Annotated in this window: 19 protein-coding genes, 3 tRNA genes and 1 pseudogene; 9 read left to right on the top strand and 14 right to left on the bottom strand. The window is 56.1% G+C overall.

From position 1 onward, the window contains the following. Positions 1-39: 39 nt before the first annotated feature. On the bottom strand, positions 40-321 hold the full coding sequence (locus tag NN484_RS09680) for a peptidylprolyl isomerase (protein ID WP_007912303.1): 282 nt from the start codon (positions 319-321) through the stop codon (positions 40-42). Between the two features lie 95 nt (positions 322-416). Next, positions 417-1,286 (bottom strand): esterase/lipase family protein, encoded by an 870-nt coding sequence (locus tag NN484_RS09685; protein WP_274658986.1) that lies wholly within the window; start codon positions 1,284-1,286, stop codon positions 417-419. Positions 1,287-1,623: 337 nt separating this feature from the next. On the opposite strand from NN484_RS09685, the gene NN484_RS09690 reads away from it, so the two are divergent. Then, positions 1,624-2,802 carry a hypothetical protein gene (locus NN484_RS09690; protein WP_274658987.1) on the top strand — a complete coding sequence of 393 codons (1,179 nt, stop codon included), beginning with the start codon at positions 1,624-1,626 and terminating at the stop codon, positions 2,800-2,802. 74 nt (positions 2,803-2,876) lie between these two features. On the opposite strand, the gene NN484_RS09695 is transcribed toward NN484_RS09690, so the two are convergent. Next, positions 2,877-3,953, bottom strand: a complete 1,077-nt coding sequence (locus tag NN484_RS09695; protein WP_274658988.1) for a 3-deoxy-7-phosphoheptulonate synthase — start codon at positions 3,951-3,953, stop codon at positions 2,877-2,879. 617 nt (positions 3,954-4,570) lie between these two features. Between NN484_RS09695 and NN484_RS09700 the strand changes: the two genes are divergently transcribed. From NN484_RS09700 to NN484_RS09730, 7 genes are all read left to right on the top strand, one after another. Beyond that, positions 4,571-5,332, top strand: coding sequence for a carbon-nitrogen hydrolase family protein (locus NN484_RS09700; RefSeq protein WP_215499892.1), 762 nt, complete (start codon positions 4,571-4,573; stop codon positions 5,330-5,332). After that, on the top strand, positions 5,329-5,772 hold the full coding sequence (locus NN484_RS09705; protein WP_274658989.1) for a GNAT family N-acetyltransferase: 444 nt from the start codon (positions 5,329-5,331) through the stop codon (positions 5,770-5,772). The genes NN484_RS09700 and NN484_RS09705 overlap by 4 nt, the downstream gene beginning before the upstream one ends. A gap of 127 nt (positions 5,773-5,899) precedes the next feature. After that, a complete protein-coding gene (gacA, locus tag NN484_RS09710) occupies positions 5,900-6,541 on the top strand; it encodes a response regulator transcription factor GacA (protein ID WP_024012761.1) in 642 nt (213 codons plus the stop codon). Positions 6,542-6,543: 2 nt separating this feature from the next. Continuing rightward, positions 6,544-8,367: an excinuclease ABC subunit UvrC gene (uvrC, locus tag NN484_RS09715; protein WP_215499896.1), complete on the top strand. Its 1,824-nt coding sequence runs from the start codon at positions 6,544-6,546 to the stop codon at positions 8,365-8,367. A 32-nt stretch (positions 8,368-8,399) separates the two neighbouring features. Next, the gene (pgsA, locus tag NN484_RS09720) at positions 8,400-8,960 is read left to right on the top strand and encodes a CDP-diacylglycerol--glycerol-3-phosphate 3-phosphatidyltransferase (RefSeq protein ID WP_003225417.1); all 561 of its coding nucleotides are present in this window, start codon (positions 8,400-8,402) and stop codon (positions 8,958-8,960) included. 60 nt (positions 8,961-9,020) lie between these two features. Further along, positions 9,021-9,096 (top strand) — tRNA-Gly (locus NN484_RS09725). A 46-nt stretch (positions 9,097-9,142) separates the two neighbouring features. After that, positions 9,143-9,216 (top strand) — tRNA-Cys (locus tag NN484_RS09730). A 99-nt stretch (positions 9,217-9,315) separates the two neighbouring features. Here the strand turns inward: NN484_RS09730 and NN484_RS09735 are convergent. From NN484_RS09735 to NN484_RS09745, 3 genes and pseudogenes are all read right to left on the bottom strand, one after another. Continuing rightward, positions 9,316-9,441: pseudogene (locus NN484_RS09735) on the bottom strand (integrase); the annotation flags it as partial. Positions 9,442-9,923: 482 nt separating this feature from the next. Beyond that, a complete protein-coding gene (locus NN484_RS09740; RefSeq protein ID WP_274658990.1) occupies positions 9,924-11,165 on the bottom strand; it encodes an acyltransferase family protein in 1,242 nt (413 codons plus the stop codon). Between the two features lie 260 nt (positions 11,166-11,425). Further along, positions 11,426-11,716, bottom strand: coding sequence for a hypothetical protein (locus NN484_RS09745; RefSeq protein WP_274658991.1), 291 nt, complete (start codon positions 11,714-11,716; stop codon positions 11,426-11,428). A 451-nt stretch (positions 11,717-12,167) separates the two neighbouring features. On the opposite strand from NN484_RS09745, the gene NN484_RS09750 reads away from it, so the two are divergent. Then, a tRNA-Leu gene (locus NN484_RS09750) sits at positions 12,168-12,254 on the top strand. A gap of 93 nt (positions 12,255-12,347) precedes the next feature. Here the strand turns inward: NN484_RS09750 and NN484_RS09755 are convergent. From NN484_RS09755 to NN484_RS09790, 8 genes are all read right to left on the bottom strand, one after another. After that, complete coding sequence (locus NN484_RS09755) at positions 12,348-13,379, bottom strand: site-specific integrase (RefSeq protein ID WP_056785472.1); 1,032 nt, start codon at positions 13,377-13,379, stop codon at positions 12,348-12,350. Then, the gene (locus NN484_RS09760; RefSeq protein WP_008080161.1) at positions 13,380-13,586 is read right to left on the bottom strand and encodes a DUF4224 domain-containing protein; all 207 of its coding nucleotides are present in this window, start codon (positions 13,584-13,586) and stop codon (positions 13,380-13,382) included. Continuing rightward, entirely contained in the window at positions 13,583-14,056 is a 474-nt protein-coding gene (locus NN484_RS09765; RefSeq protein WP_274658992.1) for a hypothetical protein, read from the bottom strand. Before NN484_RS09765 ends, NN484_RS09760 begins: the two co-directional genes overlap by 4 nt. Beyond that, the gene (locus tag NN484_RS09770; RefSeq protein WP_274658993.1) at positions 14,053-14,433 is read right to left on the bottom strand and encodes a pyocin activator PrtN family protein; all 381 of its coding nucleotides are present in this window, start codon (positions 14,431-14,433) and stop codon (positions 14,053-14,055) included. The genes NN484_RS09765 and NN484_RS09770 overlap by 4 nt, the downstream gene beginning before the upstream one ends. Then, positions 14,426-14,605: a hypothetical protein gene (locus NN484_RS09775; protein WP_127646153.1), complete on the bottom strand. Its 180-nt coding sequence runs from the start codon at positions 14,603-14,605 to the stop codon at positions 14,426-14,428. The genes NN484_RS09770 and NN484_RS09775 overlap by 8 nt, the downstream gene beginning before the upstream one ends. Next, positions 14,592-14,873 carry a phage antirepressor KilAC domain-containing protein gene (locus tag NN484_RS09780; protein ID WP_274658994.1) on the bottom strand — a complete coding sequence of 94 codons (282 nt, stop codon included), beginning with the start codon at positions 14,871-14,873 and terminating at the stop codon, positions 14,592-14,594. The genes NN484_RS09775 and NN484_RS09780 overlap by 14 nt, the downstream gene beginning before the upstream one ends. A gap of 10 nt (positions 14,874-14,883) precedes the next feature. Further along, on the bottom strand, positions 14,884-15,474 hold the full coding sequence (locus tag NN484_RS09785; RefSeq protein ID WP_274658995.1) for a hypothetical protein: 591 nt from the start codon (positions 15,472-15,474) through the stop codon (positions 14,884-14,886). Between the two features lie 254 nt (positions 15,475-15,728). Further along, positions 15,729-16,511, bottom strand: a complete 783-nt coding sequence (locus NN484_RS09790; protein WP_047598497.1) for a S24 family peptidase — start codon at positions 16,509-16,511, stop codon at positions 15,729-15,731. Positions 16,512-16,864 lie beyond the last annotated feature (353 nt).

The raw sequence follows: 16,864 nt of genomic DNA on the forward strand, positions 1-16,864 counted from the left end.
CCAAAAGGCGGGCCGTTGGGGCAGCAATCAGGCGACGGATCAGTCCTGGCGGCTGGTGACTTCAAGCAGGTGATAACCGAACTGGGTCTTCACCGGGCCTTGCACGACGTTGATCGGCGCGCTGAATACCACGGTGTCGAATTCCTTGACCATCTGGCCAGGACCGAACGAGCCCAGGTCACCGCCCTGACGGCTGGACGGGCAGGTGGAGTTGGCCTTGGCGACTTCGGCGAAATCAGCACCGCCTTCGATCTGGGCCTTGAGTTCGTTGCACTTGTCTTCGCTGGAAACCAGGATGTGGCGGGCAGTGGCTTTAGCCATGGGGAAACTCTCCAATCTATTTCAGTAAAGTGTGGAGCCTACCGGATTCAGTAAGCGATTTCTCGGCAAAGTTCCGCTCGGTGTTGAGCATGCGCTTACAGCTGCGCGGCCTTCAGGCGCATGGCGTGCTCAACGTAGAGTTCGACGGGATCTGTCCCGCGTGTCCGCAACCCGCCGGGGCGACCCAGGCTGGCAAGGTGATCGAAAGGGTAGTCGGAGCGGATGACGGTGCCCAGGTGTGAGCTGTAGCGGCCGACGAAGCCGTCGTTCTGCCCGGCTTCGACGACAAAATGTCCCGACAATGCCCGGCAAACGGCATGCACCGGGTCAAGTATTTGCGACAGATCGTCTTGCAGCGTGCCGCTCCAGGAATAGTAGTGAACGTCATTGACCCGCGCCGCGCCCTGACCACCCCAGGTCGATGGCAAGCCTTGAGGGTACTTGCTGTTGAATTCAGCGACGCCTGCGGTCGTCAGGGCGTTGAGCGCCGCCACAGCATTGCGTGGCATCGCCGGCTTGCCGCTGAGCAGTGAGAGCAGGTCCGCGAACTGCGTGGCAAGCAGTTCTGCCACCTGCTTCGGGAGGCGTCCCGGAACCAGTGCCATGCGTAATGCATCCGCCAGTTCCGAACCGTGGTTGGGGCCGCTGACCGACGTCACCGAGGCGATTTTCTCCGGCGCCAGCGCAGCGGCGTAACGGCAGGCCAATGCGCCTTGACTATGCCCGATCAGGTTGACCTTGCAGGCGCCGGTGCCGTGCAGCACACGCTCGATCTGCAGGATTAATTGCTGGCCGCGAACTTCGTTGTCATGGGTAGCAGACAGCTGTGGCACAAACACTTGGCCGCCAGCGTCCCGCAGTGCTTGCTTGACATCATGGAAAAGCTCGAAACGACCGATACGGTCAAACCCGAACAGGCCATGGACTAAAAGGATGGGGTAGCGGGTTGTCGCATTCCGTTGCATGTTCCTGCCTCTTTTGCAGATGCTTGTCAGTGGTTGAGGCGTGCCACTGTAAAACAGGCGTGTGGGCCGGCGATGTCTGAAAAATCCTCGGAGTTGTTAGGAAACTGGACTAAAAACTGTGCGAGTTTTCGGTTCTGCTTGAGGGGGTAGTCGGAACATTTGGCAATCTTTTGCCCTGTTTCTCTAGATTCGCAGCCGGATGCCTACGCCTTGCGGTGTGTTTACCCCGGTTTCGCAAGGCTGTGGGCTGACTTCGCGCATTCGCTGGATGGTGTTCAATGGATTTCGTTCGACGCGGCCTTGATGGCGGCGTTCTATCCAAGGAATGGAGCCACGAATGTCTATGTACGACGCCACTACCGAGTCCTCGGCAATGCCGACAGCCAATACGTCCCCCTCGTCGATTGACACCGATGGCGGTGGTCATCTGTGTTTGAAGGTGCACGGAGAAAGTCTCGAACTCAGCTATCGACCCGTCTGCGCACCGGCACCATCTTCGCTCTTGTGCCTGCCTGCTCCGATGCTTGAGGTACTGGAGGAGGGAATGCTCGATCCCTCCTTGAGCAACGCATTCGTCAGGGTTGCGCCTTATCCGGACATGATGTGCGGCGACAGACTGGTCTTGAATTGGCACGGGCTCGATGACGAAGGATTGCCCTACCGGCATGAAGCCTCGCGCTCGGTCAGCGAAGGGCAAGTCGGTCGGGAAATCGTGTTTGCCATAAAGGGTACACACGTCGCTGCGCTGGAAGGCGGTTCGCTGGAGCTTTACTGGACGCTTTACAGCGTCGCCCTGCCTGGGCCGGTGTCATCCAGGCGCCTGCAACTGGATGTGGGTGATCCGGAACCTGAGTTGCTGGCACCAATCATTGAAGAAACGGTGGGTGGGACGCTGGATCCCGCTCGTGTTCCGCAGGGTACGAGCGTTACCGTGCGACCTTATGCACGGATGGCAGCCGGTGACCGGGTCACTCTGTCCTGGCAAGGCGCCGCGCCGGAGTCAGTGTTCAATGATGTGGTGACCGTGGAGCAATTTGCCGTTGGCGAGGCACTGTCGTTCTGGATACACGCTGACAGCATCGCGCCCTATTCCACGCAAGAGGTGACCGTCAGCTACCGGGTCGAATCAATGGCCGCGCAGGTGAGACGCTCCGTGAATTCCCGAGTATTGATCGCACCGTTGCTTCGAGGCGATCTGGCGGCGCCGCAGGTGCTGGAAGCGCAAGACGGCGAACTGGATGCCGCAGACGCGGTGGATGGCGTGACCGTGGTGATCGGCAATGCTCAGGCTGAGGAGGGGGAGTTGGTGTATCTCAAGTGCGATGGGGAGTATTTCAGTCATCGCGATGATCGCGATATCACCGGGGAAACTGCCGGTCAGCCGCTGGTGTTCATTGTGCCTCACCGTTTCTGGCGAGAGCATCGTGAAACCGTGGTGCAGGTGTCGTACTCGGTGGAGCGGCTGGATGACGTCAGTCAGGCTTCCGGCGTTGCCCGCATCCGGGTGCGGGCTTAATCCTGGGTTGATGTTCTGAGTCTTGGTTGAGCCTTTGCGGGATTCTGATTCGCCCGCAAAGGCTGTTCCAAGGTTCAGGCCCGAACCTGTGCCCGAAGACGTTCGGCAGCGCTCGACAGTAACTGTTCCGTTGCGCTGAAGCCCAGGCAACCGTCGGTGACCGATACGCCGTAGCGCAGAGCAGGGCTCAAAGGCTGGCAGCCTTCGAACAGATGCGACTCGATCATCATGCCGATCAAGGAACGATCACCTTGCAAACGCTGTTCGAGCACCTCGTTGAATACGTCGGGTTGGCGCAGAGGGTCCTTGCCGCTGTTGGCGTGGCTGCAGTCGACCATGATTCGGCTCGGAATCTTCAGGCGGGTCAAGTCGGCCTGGACTCGGGCCACGCTGGCGCGATCGAAGTTCGGACCATGATGGCCACCGCGCAGTACCAGGTGAGTGTCGGGGTTACCCGAGGTCTGGATGATCGCCGGGTGCCCATGGCTGTCGACGCCGAAGTGGCGATGCGGGTGCGCTGCCGAACGCATGGCATCGACGGCCACGCTGACTCCACCGTCGGTGCCGTTCTTGAAGCCAACCGGCATGCTCAGGCCGCTGGCCATTTCCCGGTGAATCTGCGATTCGGTGGTGCGTGCGCCGATGGCGACCCAGCCAAGCAGGTCGTCGAAGTAGCCGGCAGCCATTGGCTGCAGCAGTTCGGTAGCAATGGGTAATCCCAGGCGAACCATCTCGAGCATCAATTCACGTGACAGGGTCAGGCCGGCCGCCATGTCATCGCTGCCGTCCAGATGCGGGTCATACGCCAAGCCTTTCCAGCCAACAGTGGTGCGTGGTTTTTCAACGTAGGCGCGCATGACCAGGAGCATTTCGTCGCTGACATCGTGTGCCAGTCGGGAGAGCTTTTCGGCGTATTCGAGCGCGGAGCGCGGGTCATGAATCGAGCAAGGGCCGACGACGACCAGCAGGCGATAGTCTTCGCCATCGAGAATCGCGCGGATCGCCTGGCGGTGGGCGGCGACTTGCTGGGCCAGAGCATTGCTCAACGGCAATTGTTGCTTGAGCTGCAACGAGCTGGGCAGACGCAGGGTCAGCGCTTCGTTGGCAGAATTGAGGGTGGACAGTGGCAGAGCAGAAACAGACGAGTTCATATTCGGGATTCCTGGGCTGGCGGCGGGTTCTTCCCGCGCACTCGGCCCTACTGGGGTGTTCGACAATTGGCCGTATTGGCTGCGTGTGTGTGCTTGCCACCTGTGGGTGACCGATCGGAGGCGGCAGGCTGTCCCGAGCGGAGGCTGGTAAATCGCCAGGCGGTAAAACTGTCGTAACGGTAATAAGTGGCGTAGTTCATGTCGTGATTCCTCAAAGTGTCTGGTGTGTTGCTGAAAAAGTTGGGGCCTGAAAAAACAAAACCCCCGGTCGGGAGGCCGACCGGGGGTTGAGAATTCTCTGGTAGGCGACCCGTTTTCATGGGCGCCGGTGGGTATCAGGCGCGCCAGTGGCTAAACCAATACCCAAAATAAAAGCTGGCTGGAGCGCAAACGTCATTCACCCGGGCAGCCGCAACCGAGCGCAGGGCGCTGGTGGAACGAAGCGGTGAGAGGGCGTTGAACATGATCTGTCTCCGATGAATGCGCCGAGCTTACTAGAGCCCCGTACACCTGAGCAATCAGAAATTGCTATCGCTCATTCAACGCATTACCTATCGCTTGAGTGGTACAGATGTTGTGACACACTGGGTGTTTTGTCAGAAGCCCAAGGATGAATCATGTCGACGTTCACTGTTGCGGCAGCCCAATCGCTTTCCGTTGCCGGTGATCTGGCAGCGAACATTGCCCGTCATTTGCGCTTTATGGCCGTGGCGGCAGAGCAGGGTGTCGATCTTCTGGTGTTCCCGGAACTGTCGCTGACAGGCTACGAAGGCCAGATGGCCGCAGACATGGCAATTGACCCTCAGGATGCGTTGTTGCAGCCATTGCGCGATTGCGCTCGTGAGCTGGGCATCAACGCAGTCGTCGGCATGCCGATTCGTCTGAAGGACAGCTCGCAGGTATTGATCGGTGCTTTGACCCTGGGCAGAGACGGTTCTTTTGAGGTTTACAGCAAACAACACTTGCACGCGGGCGAAGAGCGTTTCTTTTCACCTGGTGCTGGTGGCTCGACCCTGCGTATAGGCAACGACACCGTGGCATTGGCGGTCTGCGCCGACTTTTCCCACGCCAGTCACGCAGCGACGGCCGCCGGTCTGGGAGCCGACCTGTACGCGGCAGGCGTGTTGATCGGCGAAAACGGCTATGGCGTGGACAGTGCGCTGCTGCAAGGCTACGCGCAAAGCCACTCGATGGCGGTGCTGATGGCCAATCATGCCGGGCTCACGGGCGGGTGGCAGTCGGCGGGGCGTAGCGCGGTCTGGTCTGAACGCGGGACGCTGGTGATTGCGGCACCAGGACCTGGCGAATTATTGGTGATTGCCCGCCGTGATGCCGGCAATTGGCAGGGACAGCTGGTTTGCGTCGCGGTGGAGCCATGACCTACCGTTTGCGTCGCGCTGAACCGGGTGATCTGGTGTTTGCCCGAGCGCTGGCGTGTCGGAACATGCTGCGCTATTACATTGACCACGACTTGTTGTGGCAGGACGAGGCGTTCGATGTTGGCTGGTCCGGACGAGACAACTGGCTGATTATGCGTGCTGATGTCCCTATGGGATTTTTCAGCCTCAGCCGGGATCGTCGGGCGCTGTACATCCGCGAGCTGCAAATCGCTGAAGCTTTTCGCGGGCAGGGTGCGGGTTCTTGGGCGATCGATCAGGTTATTGCCGTGGCCCGCACTGAAAGACGTCCGGCGCTGCGTTTGACCGTATTCAAAAATAATCCGGCACAAAGTCTGTATAAGAGAAAAGGCTTGCAGGTGTGCGGTGAGGACGAGTGTTTCCTGAGGATGCAGCTCGATTTCGGTACACCTGTGCTCTGAAACCCACGGCCGGCAAGCCCTCAATGATGAATTGAAACTTTTTAAATGCGGCTTGCCGCTAGGTCTGTCTGGCACTTTTTGCTAAGGTGTCGGGCATCCCAATAAGACCATATCGCGAGGTGTCTGCTTGATTAGGGTGCTAGTGGTCGATGACCATGATCTCGTTCGTACAGGCATTACACGGATGCTGGCCGATATCGATGGCTTGCAGGTGGTTGGCCAGGCCGAATCCGGGGAAGAATCCCTGATCAAGGCCCGTGAGTTGAAACCCGATGTGGTCCTGATGGACGTCAAGATGCCCGGTATCGGTGGTCTTGAAGCCACGCGCAAACTGTTGCGCAGTCATCCGGACATCAAGGTCGTCGCTGTCACGGTGTGTGAGGAAGATCCATTTCCTACACGTCTGTTGCAGGCCGGTGCCGCCGGTTACCTGACCAAGGGCGCGGGTCTGCCGGAAATGGTCCAGGCCATTCGGCTGGTATTTGCCGGCCAGCGTTACATCAGTCCGCAGATTGCCCAGCAACTGGCAATCAAGTCGTTCCAGCCCACCAACGATTCGCCTTTCGATGCGTTGTCCGAACGGGAAATCCAGATCGCGTTGATGATTGTCGGCTGCCAGAAGGTGCAGATCATTTCCGACAAACTCTGCCTGTCGCCGAAAACGGTGAACACCTACCGCTACCGGATCTTCGAAAAGCTGTCGATCAGCAGTGATGTAGAGTTGACGTTGCTGGCTGTGCGCCACGGCATGGTTGATGCCAGCGCCTGACCATGACTGAAACATTCGATTCCAGCGCCTTCCTGGCGACCGTCAGTGGGCGTCCCGGCGTATATCGCATGTTCGACAGCGATGCGCGCCTGTTGTACGTGGGCAAGGCCAAGAACCTCAAGAAGCGCCTTGCCAGCTATTTCCGCAAGACCGGGCTGGCGCCGAAAACTGCCGCACTGGTCGGGCGTATCGCGCAGGTCGAAACGACCATCACCGCCAACGAAACCGAGGCGTTGCTGCTTGAGCAGACCCTGATCAAGGAGTGGCGGCCGCCGTACAACATTCTGTTGCGCGACGATAAGTCCTACCCCTATGTGTTTCTTTCCGACGGTCAATTTCCGCGCCTGAGCATCCACCGCGGCGCGAAGAAGGCCAAGGGCAAGTATTTCGGCCCGTACCCGAGCGCCGGGGCCATTCGCGAAAGCCTCAGCCTGCTGCAAAAGACCTTTTTTGTCCGTCAGTGCGAAGACAGTTACTACAAGAACCGCACGCGCCCGTGCCTTCAATATCAGATCAAACGCTGCAAGGCGCCTTGTGTCGGGCTGGTCGAACCAGAGGTCTATGCCGAGGATGTACGTCATTCGGTGATGTTTCTCGAGGGACGCAGTCACGCGCTGACCAATGAGCTGTCGACGGCGATGGAAGAGGCGGCTATCAACCTCGAATTCGAACGCGCCGCCGAGCTGCGCGACCAGATTGCCTTGCTGCGCCGGGTTCAGGATCAGCAAAGCATGGAAGGCGGCACCGGCGACATCGATGTCATTGCCGCCTTCGTCAACCCGGGTGGCGCCTGCGTTCATTTGATCAGCGTGCGCGGCGGACGGGTACTCGGCAGCAAGAACTTCTTCCCGCAAGTCGGTATTGAAGAGGACGTTGCGGAAGTCATGGCCGCATTTCTGGGACAGTACTTCATCAGCAGTCCGGAGCGCGACCTGCCGAGCGAGTTGATCGTCAACGTGGTCCCTGAAGACGCCACAGCGTTGATCGAAGCCATTCACGAGTTGCGTGGTCGAGAACTGACCATCAGCCACCGGGTGCGTGGCACGCGGGCACGCTGGCAGCAATTGGCGGTCACCAATGCCGAGCAGGCACTGGGCGCGCGTCTGGCCAACCGCCAACACACTGCCGCGCGCTTCGATGCACTGGCTGAAGTGCTGAACCTGGATGAGCCGCCGCAGCGCCTGGAATGCTATGACATCAGTCATTCCAGTGGCGAGGCCACCGTCGCTTCCTGTGTTGTGTTCGGCCCGGAAGGTGCGATCAAATCCGACTATCGTCGCTACAACATTGAGGGCGTCACGGCGGGCGATGACTACGCCGCCATGCATCAGGCGTTGACCCGACGCTTCAGCAAACTGAAGGACGGGGAGGGCAAGTTGCCGGACATCCTGTTGGTGGACGGCGGTAAAGGTCAGCTGTCGATGGCCCGTGATGTGCTGAACGAACTGGCGGTGCCTGATCTCATTCTGTTGGGTGTAGCGAAAGGTGCTACACGCAAGGCCGGCTTCGAAACTTTGTATCTTAATGATGCCGCGCACGAGTTCACTTTGCGCGGCGACTCGCCCGCACTGCACCTGATCCAGCAGATTCGCGACGAAGCCCACCGGTTCGCGATTACCGGACACCGTGCGCGGCGCGGCAAGACCCGCCGCACGTCGACGCTGGAAGGCGTTGCGGGCGTCGGACCGACCCGTCGTCGGGACTTGTTGAAACATTTTGGTGGATTGCAGGAGCTGACTCGTGCAAGCATCGAAGAGATCGCCAAAGCACCGGGGATCAGTAAAAAGCTCGCAGAGTCGATTTATGCAAACCTGCATAGCGAGTAGAATGCCAACTCACCTCGTAGCCAGTTGTGCCGATGAATATCCCTAATCTGATTACCGTTCTACGCGTCCTGCTCATCCCGATCTTCATTTTGCTGTTTTACCTGCCTTACCAGTGGAGTTACATGGCGTCCGCCTCGGTATTCGCCTTTGCGGCGGCGACTGACTGGCTGGATGGCTACCTGGCTCGTCGCCTGGAACAAAGCACGCCGTTCGGCGCCTTCCTTGATCCGGTCGCCGACAAGTTGATGGTGGCGGTGGCATTGGTGCTGCTGGTACAGGAACACGGTAACTTGTGGTTGACGTTGCCTGCTGCAGTCATCATTGGTCGTGAGATCGTCGTATCGGCCTTGCGTGAGTGGATGGCCGAACTCGGTGCTCGCGCGCATGTAGCGGTGTCCAATCTCGGTAAGTGGAAAACTGCCGCGCAGATGCTGGCGCTGGTGATCCTGCTGGCCAATCCCCGTGACTTCAGCTTCTGGGTCTTGCTGGGTTACGCCTTGCTGATGATCTCGGCAGGCCTGACATTGTGGTCGATGGTTCAATACCTGCGGGCTGCCTGGCCGCATCTGAAAACCGACGTTGAAAAGAAATAAAACTTTTTTGAATCAAAGGGTTGACGGGGCTTCTGAAATCTATAGAATGCGCCACACCAAGCGGGAATAGCTCAGTTGGTAGAGCACGACCTTGCCAAGGTCGGGGTCGCGAGTTCGAGTCTCGTTTCCCGCTCCAAGTTTGTACGCGGTTGTTGTTGTGCTACTAAGCAGCGATCGTTTGAGGCCGAGTAGCAAAATGGTTATGCAGTGGATTGCAAATCCACCTACGCCGGTTCGATTCCGACCTCGGCCTCCACTCTTAAAAACCCCGTAGATCAATGATCTACGGGGTTTTTTATTGCCTGCGAAATAAAAAGAGTTCGCATATTTATCGATGTGTTCCGCATGTTTGCGGTTACTTCGTTGGTTTGACGATTGCGCCTACGCGCCGGTAAACCTTTTTTGTCATCTCTTGAGTGGAGTGTCCGAGAAGGGCGCTTGCATCGGCAATGTCGTCAATTTCGCTGGCTGCCTTCGGACGGGTAACGGTCGGCATTGGTCGCGTTTTCGGCTACGGTAATTTTCAACATTCAGGGTGGGCAATCTTTCTATGGGCCCGGTCCAAGTGATGGGCTTGTCAATGGGATAACTGCTAACCAAGGGGCGGGCGGGACTGGGGCTGCCGCTGGGCCATCAACAGGTCCTTTTAGCGGCGGATATGGTGCGCCAGGCTGGTTTGCTGTAGGGGAATACGCATAGATGGCTGCTTATGTGATCATTAAGAATGGTGCATGGGTGAATACAGCAGAATGGGACAGCAAGTCTCAATGGTCACTGCCGGAGGGAATTGTAGCCATCCCCTTCGATGATGGAGTTTATGGCTGGGACGTCAATGGCATTACAACGGTACGACCTGTGAGCAACATTTCTCTTCTCCGGTGGATCCGGAGAAATAATTCGGCCGCGTCTCTATTGGAAAAAAGGCCCAAGATTTACGGGCCTTTTAATTTTTTTTAAATAATTTTAAGTCGGTTCTTTAGTCAGATCTTCCTGTTGCAACATCTTTTCAGTTGGTTTGTTTCCAAGTCGCCTGAACGGGACCTCAATTAGTCTGTGTGCAACCTCGACAAGGGCAATGGTCATTAGAACTCCACCAATAGCAAGAGCAAGAGTGTGCTCTGGAGTTTCTATTAGGGTCCGCGACCCAGCGATGCGGCTGCAGCCTTCTATAACGATGAAAAAAGCAACACTGTGTAGAAGGTATAGTGCATATGAACGGCTTCCAAGCCAAAGTAAGACTCTATTTTTTGCCAAGCTCGGAAACAATAGTCCTTCATTGTAGGAGGCAATCAAAACAAACAGCCCAGAGGCCACCGCTAATAGCCCGACCGAAAAGCTGATGACTTTGCCGCCGGCCAGCAAACTCATGGATACCAACATGACCACGATGAAGGTCCATCGAGCCTTCACATTGCGCATCATGCCCGGTTTTATATGTAGATACAGGTCAGTGTCTTTTATTAGCGCAATCACGACACCGTACAGGATGGGGTCTATTCGCGTTATCCACAACGATGAGAAAATATCTCGTTGAAGGGGGAACTGAATGGCGATTAACAGCAGGCAGACCGGCAGAAGATATTTTCTGAAAAATAGCAGGGTCAACGGAAGGACAATGTAGAACTGCTCTTCAAGTGAAAGCGACCAGTAGTGTGCGTTGATTCCGCACAATGGCGTCACTTCTTTTACGCATTGGTAGGCATGCCAGTTGGCAGAGTAAAAAACAACCGCTACAGCATCGCCCAGGATGCCAATTGCACTACCAAATATCCCAGTGCTGTTCCACGTTAGGGACAAAAATAATACAAATAATAACGCTGCCCAAGATAACGGTATCAGGCGAAAAAAGCGTCTGATGGCAAATGATGTGATTATTTTTATCTTTGGCTCATTCCTGTTTATTTTTATCTGTCGCAATAGTGAAGAAGTTACAACGAATCCGGAGATTGCGAAGAATATATCAACGCCAAACCAGAAGTGTGCATGCTGAAAAACAGGCCACCAATACGCGGATAACCAGGGAAAGAACACAGGTATATGTGCAATCATAACTAGAGTTACAGATATCCCGCGCAGGATCTCTATTTCTCCGTTGATGTTGTGAGACAGGCTTTTCAATTTTGACATCCTTGTCGTTTCATGGGGTGCGGCATAATGCCTCATGATGGGCGTCTCCCCAAGAAAATTATCGCCTGCGAGCAGCATGCTTTCTCACTTTTCTGGCTATTCGTAAAAATGTGTCAGTGCCTTTGCCGTTTATGGATTACAAGAGTTTCTGGAGGCCCCCAAACCAAACACAGCCGCCACTGAACGGCTTTTTCGCTTGGTCAGGTTGAGCGCTGAAACGCTCAATCAAATGACTCAGGCTTCGCGCAGCGGGATCGCCTACGCAATCGTCTTGCCCCGGCGGCACTGGCGACGTGGATCATGCAGCCGTTCGCGCTGCAAGCCTGTCAGGCGTACGTTCAGAAGTTGTCACACTGATGAGGAAAGGAGGGCGCGAAGGGGGGGGCGCCTTTCAGCTTTTTGATTGCGGTGGAAAAGTGCGAGATCTGCCTGTCCTTTGCCATCAGCTCCCAGTTGCTTTTGATTTCGATATCGGTCGCCCGCCGGCTGGCATCATCTGCTTTTGACCGCGCGTCGATGGTCTGTTCCTGAATTTCGCTCTTACATATCTGGAGCTGATGCCGGCAGCTTTCGAGCGGCGTAGGGCAACCGATCCAATTGTCGGTGTCCTCTATGTAGAGGGGATCCACGGGATATCTTGTTGATAGCTGGTTTTATATACAATGATCGAGGTGCGGCCGGCGGACCAGGATGAGGCGGCGATATGCACCGAGCGTTGCAAAACAGTGTTCCGCATCCAAAACCGGTGGCCTCGGATTATGCGGGCTGTAGCCTCTTAAAAATCAGTAGCTTGGGAAACGGAAATAGTGCTAACCTATTGATCTACAGCGATTTATAGATGGATTGCAAATCCGCTACGCCGGTTCGATTCCGAGCTCGACCTCCACTATAAGCAAGCTCCGTAGATCCATGATTTACGGTGCTTTTTTGTTTTCATTGCGCTGCAAGATTTAGTCTTGAAATCAGCCGCTGTGAGCTTGCTTCACCGGGACGTGATGTATATATTTCCCGCTCTGCTTCACAAGGCTCAACACTGTCCGGTTCGCTGGTCGACTGATTTGAGCTGTACACCGCGCTACCGCCCGAATGGCGAAACTGGTAGACGCATGGGACTTAAAATCCCCCGCTCGTAAGGGCGTGCCGGTTCGATTCCGGCTTCGGGCACCATAAATATCAAGGGCTTGCATGATATACCTCATGCAAGCCCTTAGTTCTTTTTTCCGCAATCAAAAAATCTTTTCCGCAATTCGTGACCGTCATTCACTTCGTAGGGGTAACCTTCATCCCCTTGCGCATTCGGATGTACTGTTCTGTCATCCCAACGGTTGTATGTCCTAGCTGGTCCCTAGCTTCTCGGATGCTCCCTGTTGACTCCTCCTTATCCGTCGCCGCTTTTGCTCTTAGGTCGCGCATCTGAAATTCTGCTTTTGGAATTCCGGCTGCTTCCCTGGCGTCATCAAACCGCTTTCTGAGCATGCTGGTCGTCATTGGCTGCCCAGAGTCGATTACTACCAGACGTGTTGATCTGATTTTGTGTCCAGCCTTTCGTGTCATGATTCGATCGATTACGACTTTGAGCTCACCAATGATCTCGATCCTTCGTTTAGCCCCTGTCTTGCCTTGCTGAACGGAGAGCTTTCCGTCTTTTATGTCTCGCTCATCCATCTTCAATGTGTCTGCGATCCTCTGGCCTGTTAGGTAGAACAGGTCCAAGGCGTCCCTCAATGGCTGATCGGCATGCCGGTAGGCTCTGGCAAGTACGTCGTCTTCAACATATATGTCGCGACCGGTTTCTTTATTGCCTTTCACGCCTGAGCAAGGATTTGCCAAGGATGTATAGCCATTCTCGCGAGCAAAGTTCCAGATAGAGCTGAGCAATGCCTTCTCCCGATTCGCGCGAATAGGTGCTGTCTTGCCACGATGACGAAGGTACTGGCTGACATGTTTCGGTTCGATAGCTTCTAGAGGGGCGGGCGGGTCGTTGAAGAACAGAAGAAGGTTTTTGAGTTCGCGCGCGTTGTCTTTTTGGGTGGCGTGGGCTTTTGTGGGAACCACCTCATTCATATAAAGCTCGGCTACGTAAGCAAAGGTAAGTACGGTTTGTGTCAGGGCTTGAGAGACGCGGCTTTTTTCGAGCTTTGCGTACTCTAAGATGGCCAGGCCGTAATCCGTACCTAGCGGGATTTCCTTGCGTGGTTTCCCGCCAGTGTCGTAAAGGTAATAGGTTGTGTTGCCGCGTTTTCTCTCGCGCAGGCGAGGAATGCTCCCCGGCTTTGTTGGTCTTCGTCCCATTCATCCCACCAGGCGCGGCTGCCACGTTGGAGTTTCTGCCGCGTTGGTAGTTGCTCCTGTCAACGCGGACGCAATCACGCAAGGCCAGCCATTGCGCTTGATGGTATGACGAATGCCATTGCGCTTCAGCACCATAATCTGACCGGCTTTAGTTTTGGCTCCGGTCAGTTCGCAGACTTGCTCATGGCTAAGAAATTGAATACTCATGCTGGCTCCTTGCTAGGAAATGCAGAGCGCTTCGAATGCGCTTGCAGTGCGGCCTTGCTGCCCTCGGTTCCTGGATACAGCTGCGCAGCCATTGCAAGCGCCTGTTCGCGCAGCGATCGGGCATCACGCTCAAGCTTCTTGCCGGTAAGAAAGGCGCTGAAGGTCTCGGCGGCGATCCGCAGCAGCTCGCCGATATCGACCAGCGTCTGGTGCTCGGCCGGGCCGAAGAGTGGACCTGCTTCAAATCGTTTGCAGGTGTGTGCCAGGCGCGCGTGATCGGCCCGGATAAACTGCAGGGAGGCCTGAAGCTCGCGGATGGTTTTGGCGCTTGCGGCGCGCTGGATGTCTTCACCCTCGCGCAGGCCTGTCTCCAGGCCATCGCTGCGGCCCATGATGTAACCGCCCCAGAGCAGCAGGGCGGCCAGAACTATCAGGGTGACGAGTGCACCGATTTGTATTGGGGTCATCATGTGGTGTGCTCCTGGGATTGTCGTTGGCTGGTGGTGACAGCCGTCAGTGGTGTGGGGGCAACAGGGCGTTGGCCGTCCTGCTGTCGCTGCATGTCTTCATCCGCTTTGTAGGCGCGGATATCGATCAGCGAGGCGACGTGGCGGATGTGCGCGTACTTCAGCGCCTTGCGGCTGGTGTCCAGCGTGGTGATCGGAAGCTGGATCCGGCCGCTGTTGATCTCCGTCACGAACGACTGCTCGTTGAGATTGCGAAAGTACTGCTCGCGGACTTTTTCCAGCGGGATCAGGACGTCACCGAAGATTCGATAGAGCAGTTCGACGGTGGCCGATTCGGGCGCCGGATGCAGGCGAAGCGGATTCTGTGCAGCGTTACTCATGGACTTGTCGAGCCTCCTTGCGTTGTTGTCGTGCCGGGTGGTTCCAGGCGTTCAGGCAGTGGCGTCTGGTCAGCTCGCGCAGATGTTCGGGCACTTCGAGGAGCGCGGCGTTGCGCTCCTCGCGTGTGCGCATGGCAACGATCTGGCGGGCGTACTCCCTAGGCCACGTCACGGCGATCTGCCGGGATGGCAGGAAGATCGATGTCCAACTGCTCGGCCAGCCAGCGGATACCGGGCTGCTTCACCCGAGTCGACTGGCTGTACTGCATTCCGTGTTTCTCGTCATACCAGGGACTGTCCTTGACTCGCAGGTACGCTTTGTCGCGCTTCGGGTCCGCCGGCAGGTTTCCCTTGAGCAAACCTTTTTCTCGCATGAGAGCGATAAGTTTGGGGCGAGTGAGGCCGAGTTGAGCGGCTGCTTGGGCGAGGGTGCGTTCCATAACGTCCTCCTTATGCTGCGTGCGCAGCTGGAGTGGCCGCTGCAGCAAGGTGGTTGATGGACTCAATGAGCTTTGCGTAGATCTCGGCATCGGAGCCGTACAAGGTGAAGCAGCGCGTATGCGGGTTCTTGTTGCCGATGCTCAAGATAGCGGTGACGCCGCGGCGCGAATGGGTGCGATGCAGCGCCACATGCAGGGGAAGTTCAAAACCCATTTCGAGGCTAAGCACGCCGCCGGTGTGCACCAGTTCGAACACACGCTGCTTGTCCTGGACAATAAAATGGCCGTATTGACGATCGACATGCGGGAGATGCACCAGGTCGCTGGAGTTGCTCGCGTCGAACGGACCGTTGGCAATCTCCTCAATAAAGTCGGCCAGTTTAAGGTGCATCTTCTTGTCGTTCTGCAGGGTCAGCGTGTGGCGTTCGCTGCCCAGCTCGACGACAAAAGTGCTTTCCACTGTGCCGCGCTCAGCCTTGAGACGGAATGCCAGGCATTCACGCTTCGGCGCTGTGCGCAGGACGTGGTTGAAGGTCTCGGTCAGGTTGACCTGGGCGTTGAGCAACTGCAGGGTGCGGTTGTCGATCTTGTACTTGATCATGCTGCGTGCCCTCCACCGTTCGGATCGATAGGAGAGGGCTGGCAGGACTTGGCGACAAGCTTTGGTTTGCTGTTATGAATGACGACCAGACAGCCCGTGGCGAGCTGCAGCTGTTCGATCAGTTTGCGATTGCTGACGCATGCAGGATGGACATGTAGGGATGCGGTGGCGCGCATGGTGATGCCTCACTGTGGCTGGAGAGTGAGGCAAGTAAACAATCTGTTTGGTTTTTGGTCAACACATTTTGTTTGGTGTCAGATCAGAGAGGGGCCTTTCAATGGACGTATTGATGACCACCAAAATATGCGGCCAAGAATAACCACCCGCTGAGCCATGATCTGATCGAAGTCATAGTCTTCGTCAGCGTATTCCTGTGAATTGAAGCTCCTCATCTTGATGCCGTTGGCAGTACGTTGAAGAAATTTAATCCGAAAATGCCCGTCGTGGTCGATTGCGTACATTTCGCCGTCAACGATTCGTGTCATTCCCGTATCAATGCCGACTGTCGCTCCCGAAAGAATCAGTGGGTGATTACTGTTCCCGCTGTTGGTGGCAAATACAGCGTTTGAGGGATCTACTCCGCAAGTCCTCATCGTAGCTCGTGAAAAACGAAGCTTTGGCCCAGCGATCTCCTGCACCTCTGTACGCGCAACCTTTCCAGGTCCAGAGGATAACTCCACTTCCTTGTACAACCTTAGCTCCACCTCGTCATTGTCTATTGGTGTTTCTGAATCCCAAGGAGCCATTGGCTCCAGCACGTAAAGCGGCGAATCGTTAGCAGCCGGGCGTAATGGGTTTCGCTCAGTGCTCTTGGTCCGCATTGGTACATCTTTCCCTTCTAGCCACTCGCGCTCCACGACAAGTGTCAGCGCAACTTCGCCGACCATATACGCGGGGACGCCCCTAGCTTTCCAGTTCGTGATGTTCTGGTCGTTCTCGAGATCGAGAATTCGAGCGAGCTGGGCCCCCGTCAATCCGGAGTTTTCGAGCGCTTCACGGAAGCGTTGGCCTTTGAGGTTTTGCGTTTGTTTACTCATAAACAGAATGTTACAGCGCTTGCATTCAGATGATAACAAACGTATTGTTTGGTCTTGCCGCTCAAATTGTTTGGTATGGATAACGTCATGAGTACACCTGCTCAGATATTCGATTTAGTACTGCAGGTTGCTGAGGCCTCCGGCAAAAGCCCTTCCCAGCTTTCGCGAGAGTGCAAAATCAGCCCTCAGAGATTCTTCAATTGGCGTCGGCGAGGTATTCCAGTCGCACAGGTTCGACATCTATCGAAAGCACTTTCTGGAGCGCTGCTACCTCATCAGCTTAGGCCGGATTTACCCGAGATATTCCCAGCCGAATCCGACGCTGAAATACAAGCTGCATAGAAAAAAGGCGA

Origin of the sequence: Pseudomonas serboccidentalis, from assembly GCF_028830055.1 — a bacterium.
Classification (GTDB): Bacteria; Pseudomonadota; Gammaproteobacteria; order Pseudomonadales; family Pseudomonadaceae; genus Aquipseudomonas; species Aquipseudomonas serboccidentalis.

Bases quoted from the DNA above. Each gene is read 5' to 3' on its own strand.
- pgsA (WP_003225417.1), top strand. From the start codon at position 8,400: ATGAATATCCCTAATCTGATTACCGTTCTACGCGTCCTGCTCATCCCG.
- NN484_RS09760 (WP_008080161.1), bottom strand. From the start codon at position 13,586: ATGAGTATTCAATTTCTTAGCCATGAGCAAGTCTGCGAACTGACCGGA.
- NN484_RS09705 (WP_274658989.1), top strand. From the start codon at position 5,329: ATGACCTACCGTTTGCGTCGCGCTGAACCGGGTGATCTGGTGTTTGCC.
- NN484_RS09765 (WP_274658992.1), bottom strand. From the start codon at position 14,056: ATGATGACCCCAATACAAATCGGTGCACTCGTCACCCTGATAGTTCTG.
- NN484_RS09695 (WP_274658988.1), bottom strand. From the start codon at position 3,953: ATGAACTCGTCTGTTTCTGCTCTGCCACTGTCCACCCTCAATTCTGCC.
- NN484_RS09690 (WP_274658987.1), top strand. From the start codon at position 1,624: ATGTCTATGTACGACGCCACTACCGAGTCCTCGGCAATGCCGACAGCC.
- NN484_RS09700 (WP_215499892.1), top strand. From the start codon at position 4,571: ATGTCGACGTTCACTGTTGCGGCAGCCCAATCGCTTTCCGTTGCCGGT.
- NN484_RS09785 (WP_274658995.1), bottom strand. From the start codon at position 15,474: ATGATCAAGTACAAGATCGACAACCGCACCCTGCAGTTGCTCAACGCC.
- NN484_RS09685 (WP_274658986.1), bottom strand. From the start codon at position 1,286: ATGCAACGGAATGCGACAACCCGCTACCCCATCCTTTTAGTCCATGGC.
- uvrC (WP_215499896.1), top strand. From the start codon at position 6,544: ATGACTGAAACATTCGATTCCAGCGCCTTCCTGGCGACCGTCAGTGGG.
- NN484_RS09780 (WP_274658994.1), bottom strand. From the start codon at position 14,873: ATGGAACGCACCCTCGCCCAAGCAGCCGCTCAACTCGGCCTCACTCGC.
- NN484_RS09790 (WP_047598497.1), bottom strand. From the start codon at position 16,511: ATGAGTAAACAAACGCAAAACCTCAAAGGCCAACGCTTCCGTGAAGCG.
- NN484_RS09680 (WP_007912303.1), bottom strand. From the start codon at position 321: ATGGCTAAAGCCACTGCCCGCCACATCCTGGTTTCCAGCGAAGACAAG.
- NN484_RS09755 (WP_056785472.1), bottom strand. From the start codon at position 13,379: ATGGGACGAAGACCAACAAAGCCGGGGAGCATTCCTCGCCTGCGCGAG.
- NN484_RS09740 (WP_274658990.1), bottom strand. From the start codon at position 11,165: ATGCTGCTCGCAGGCGATAATTTTCTTGGGGAGACGCCCATCATGAGG.
- NN484_RS09770 (WP_274658993.1), bottom strand. From the start codon at position 14,433: ATGAGTAACGCTGCACAGAATCCGCTTCGCCTGCATCCGGCGCCCGAA.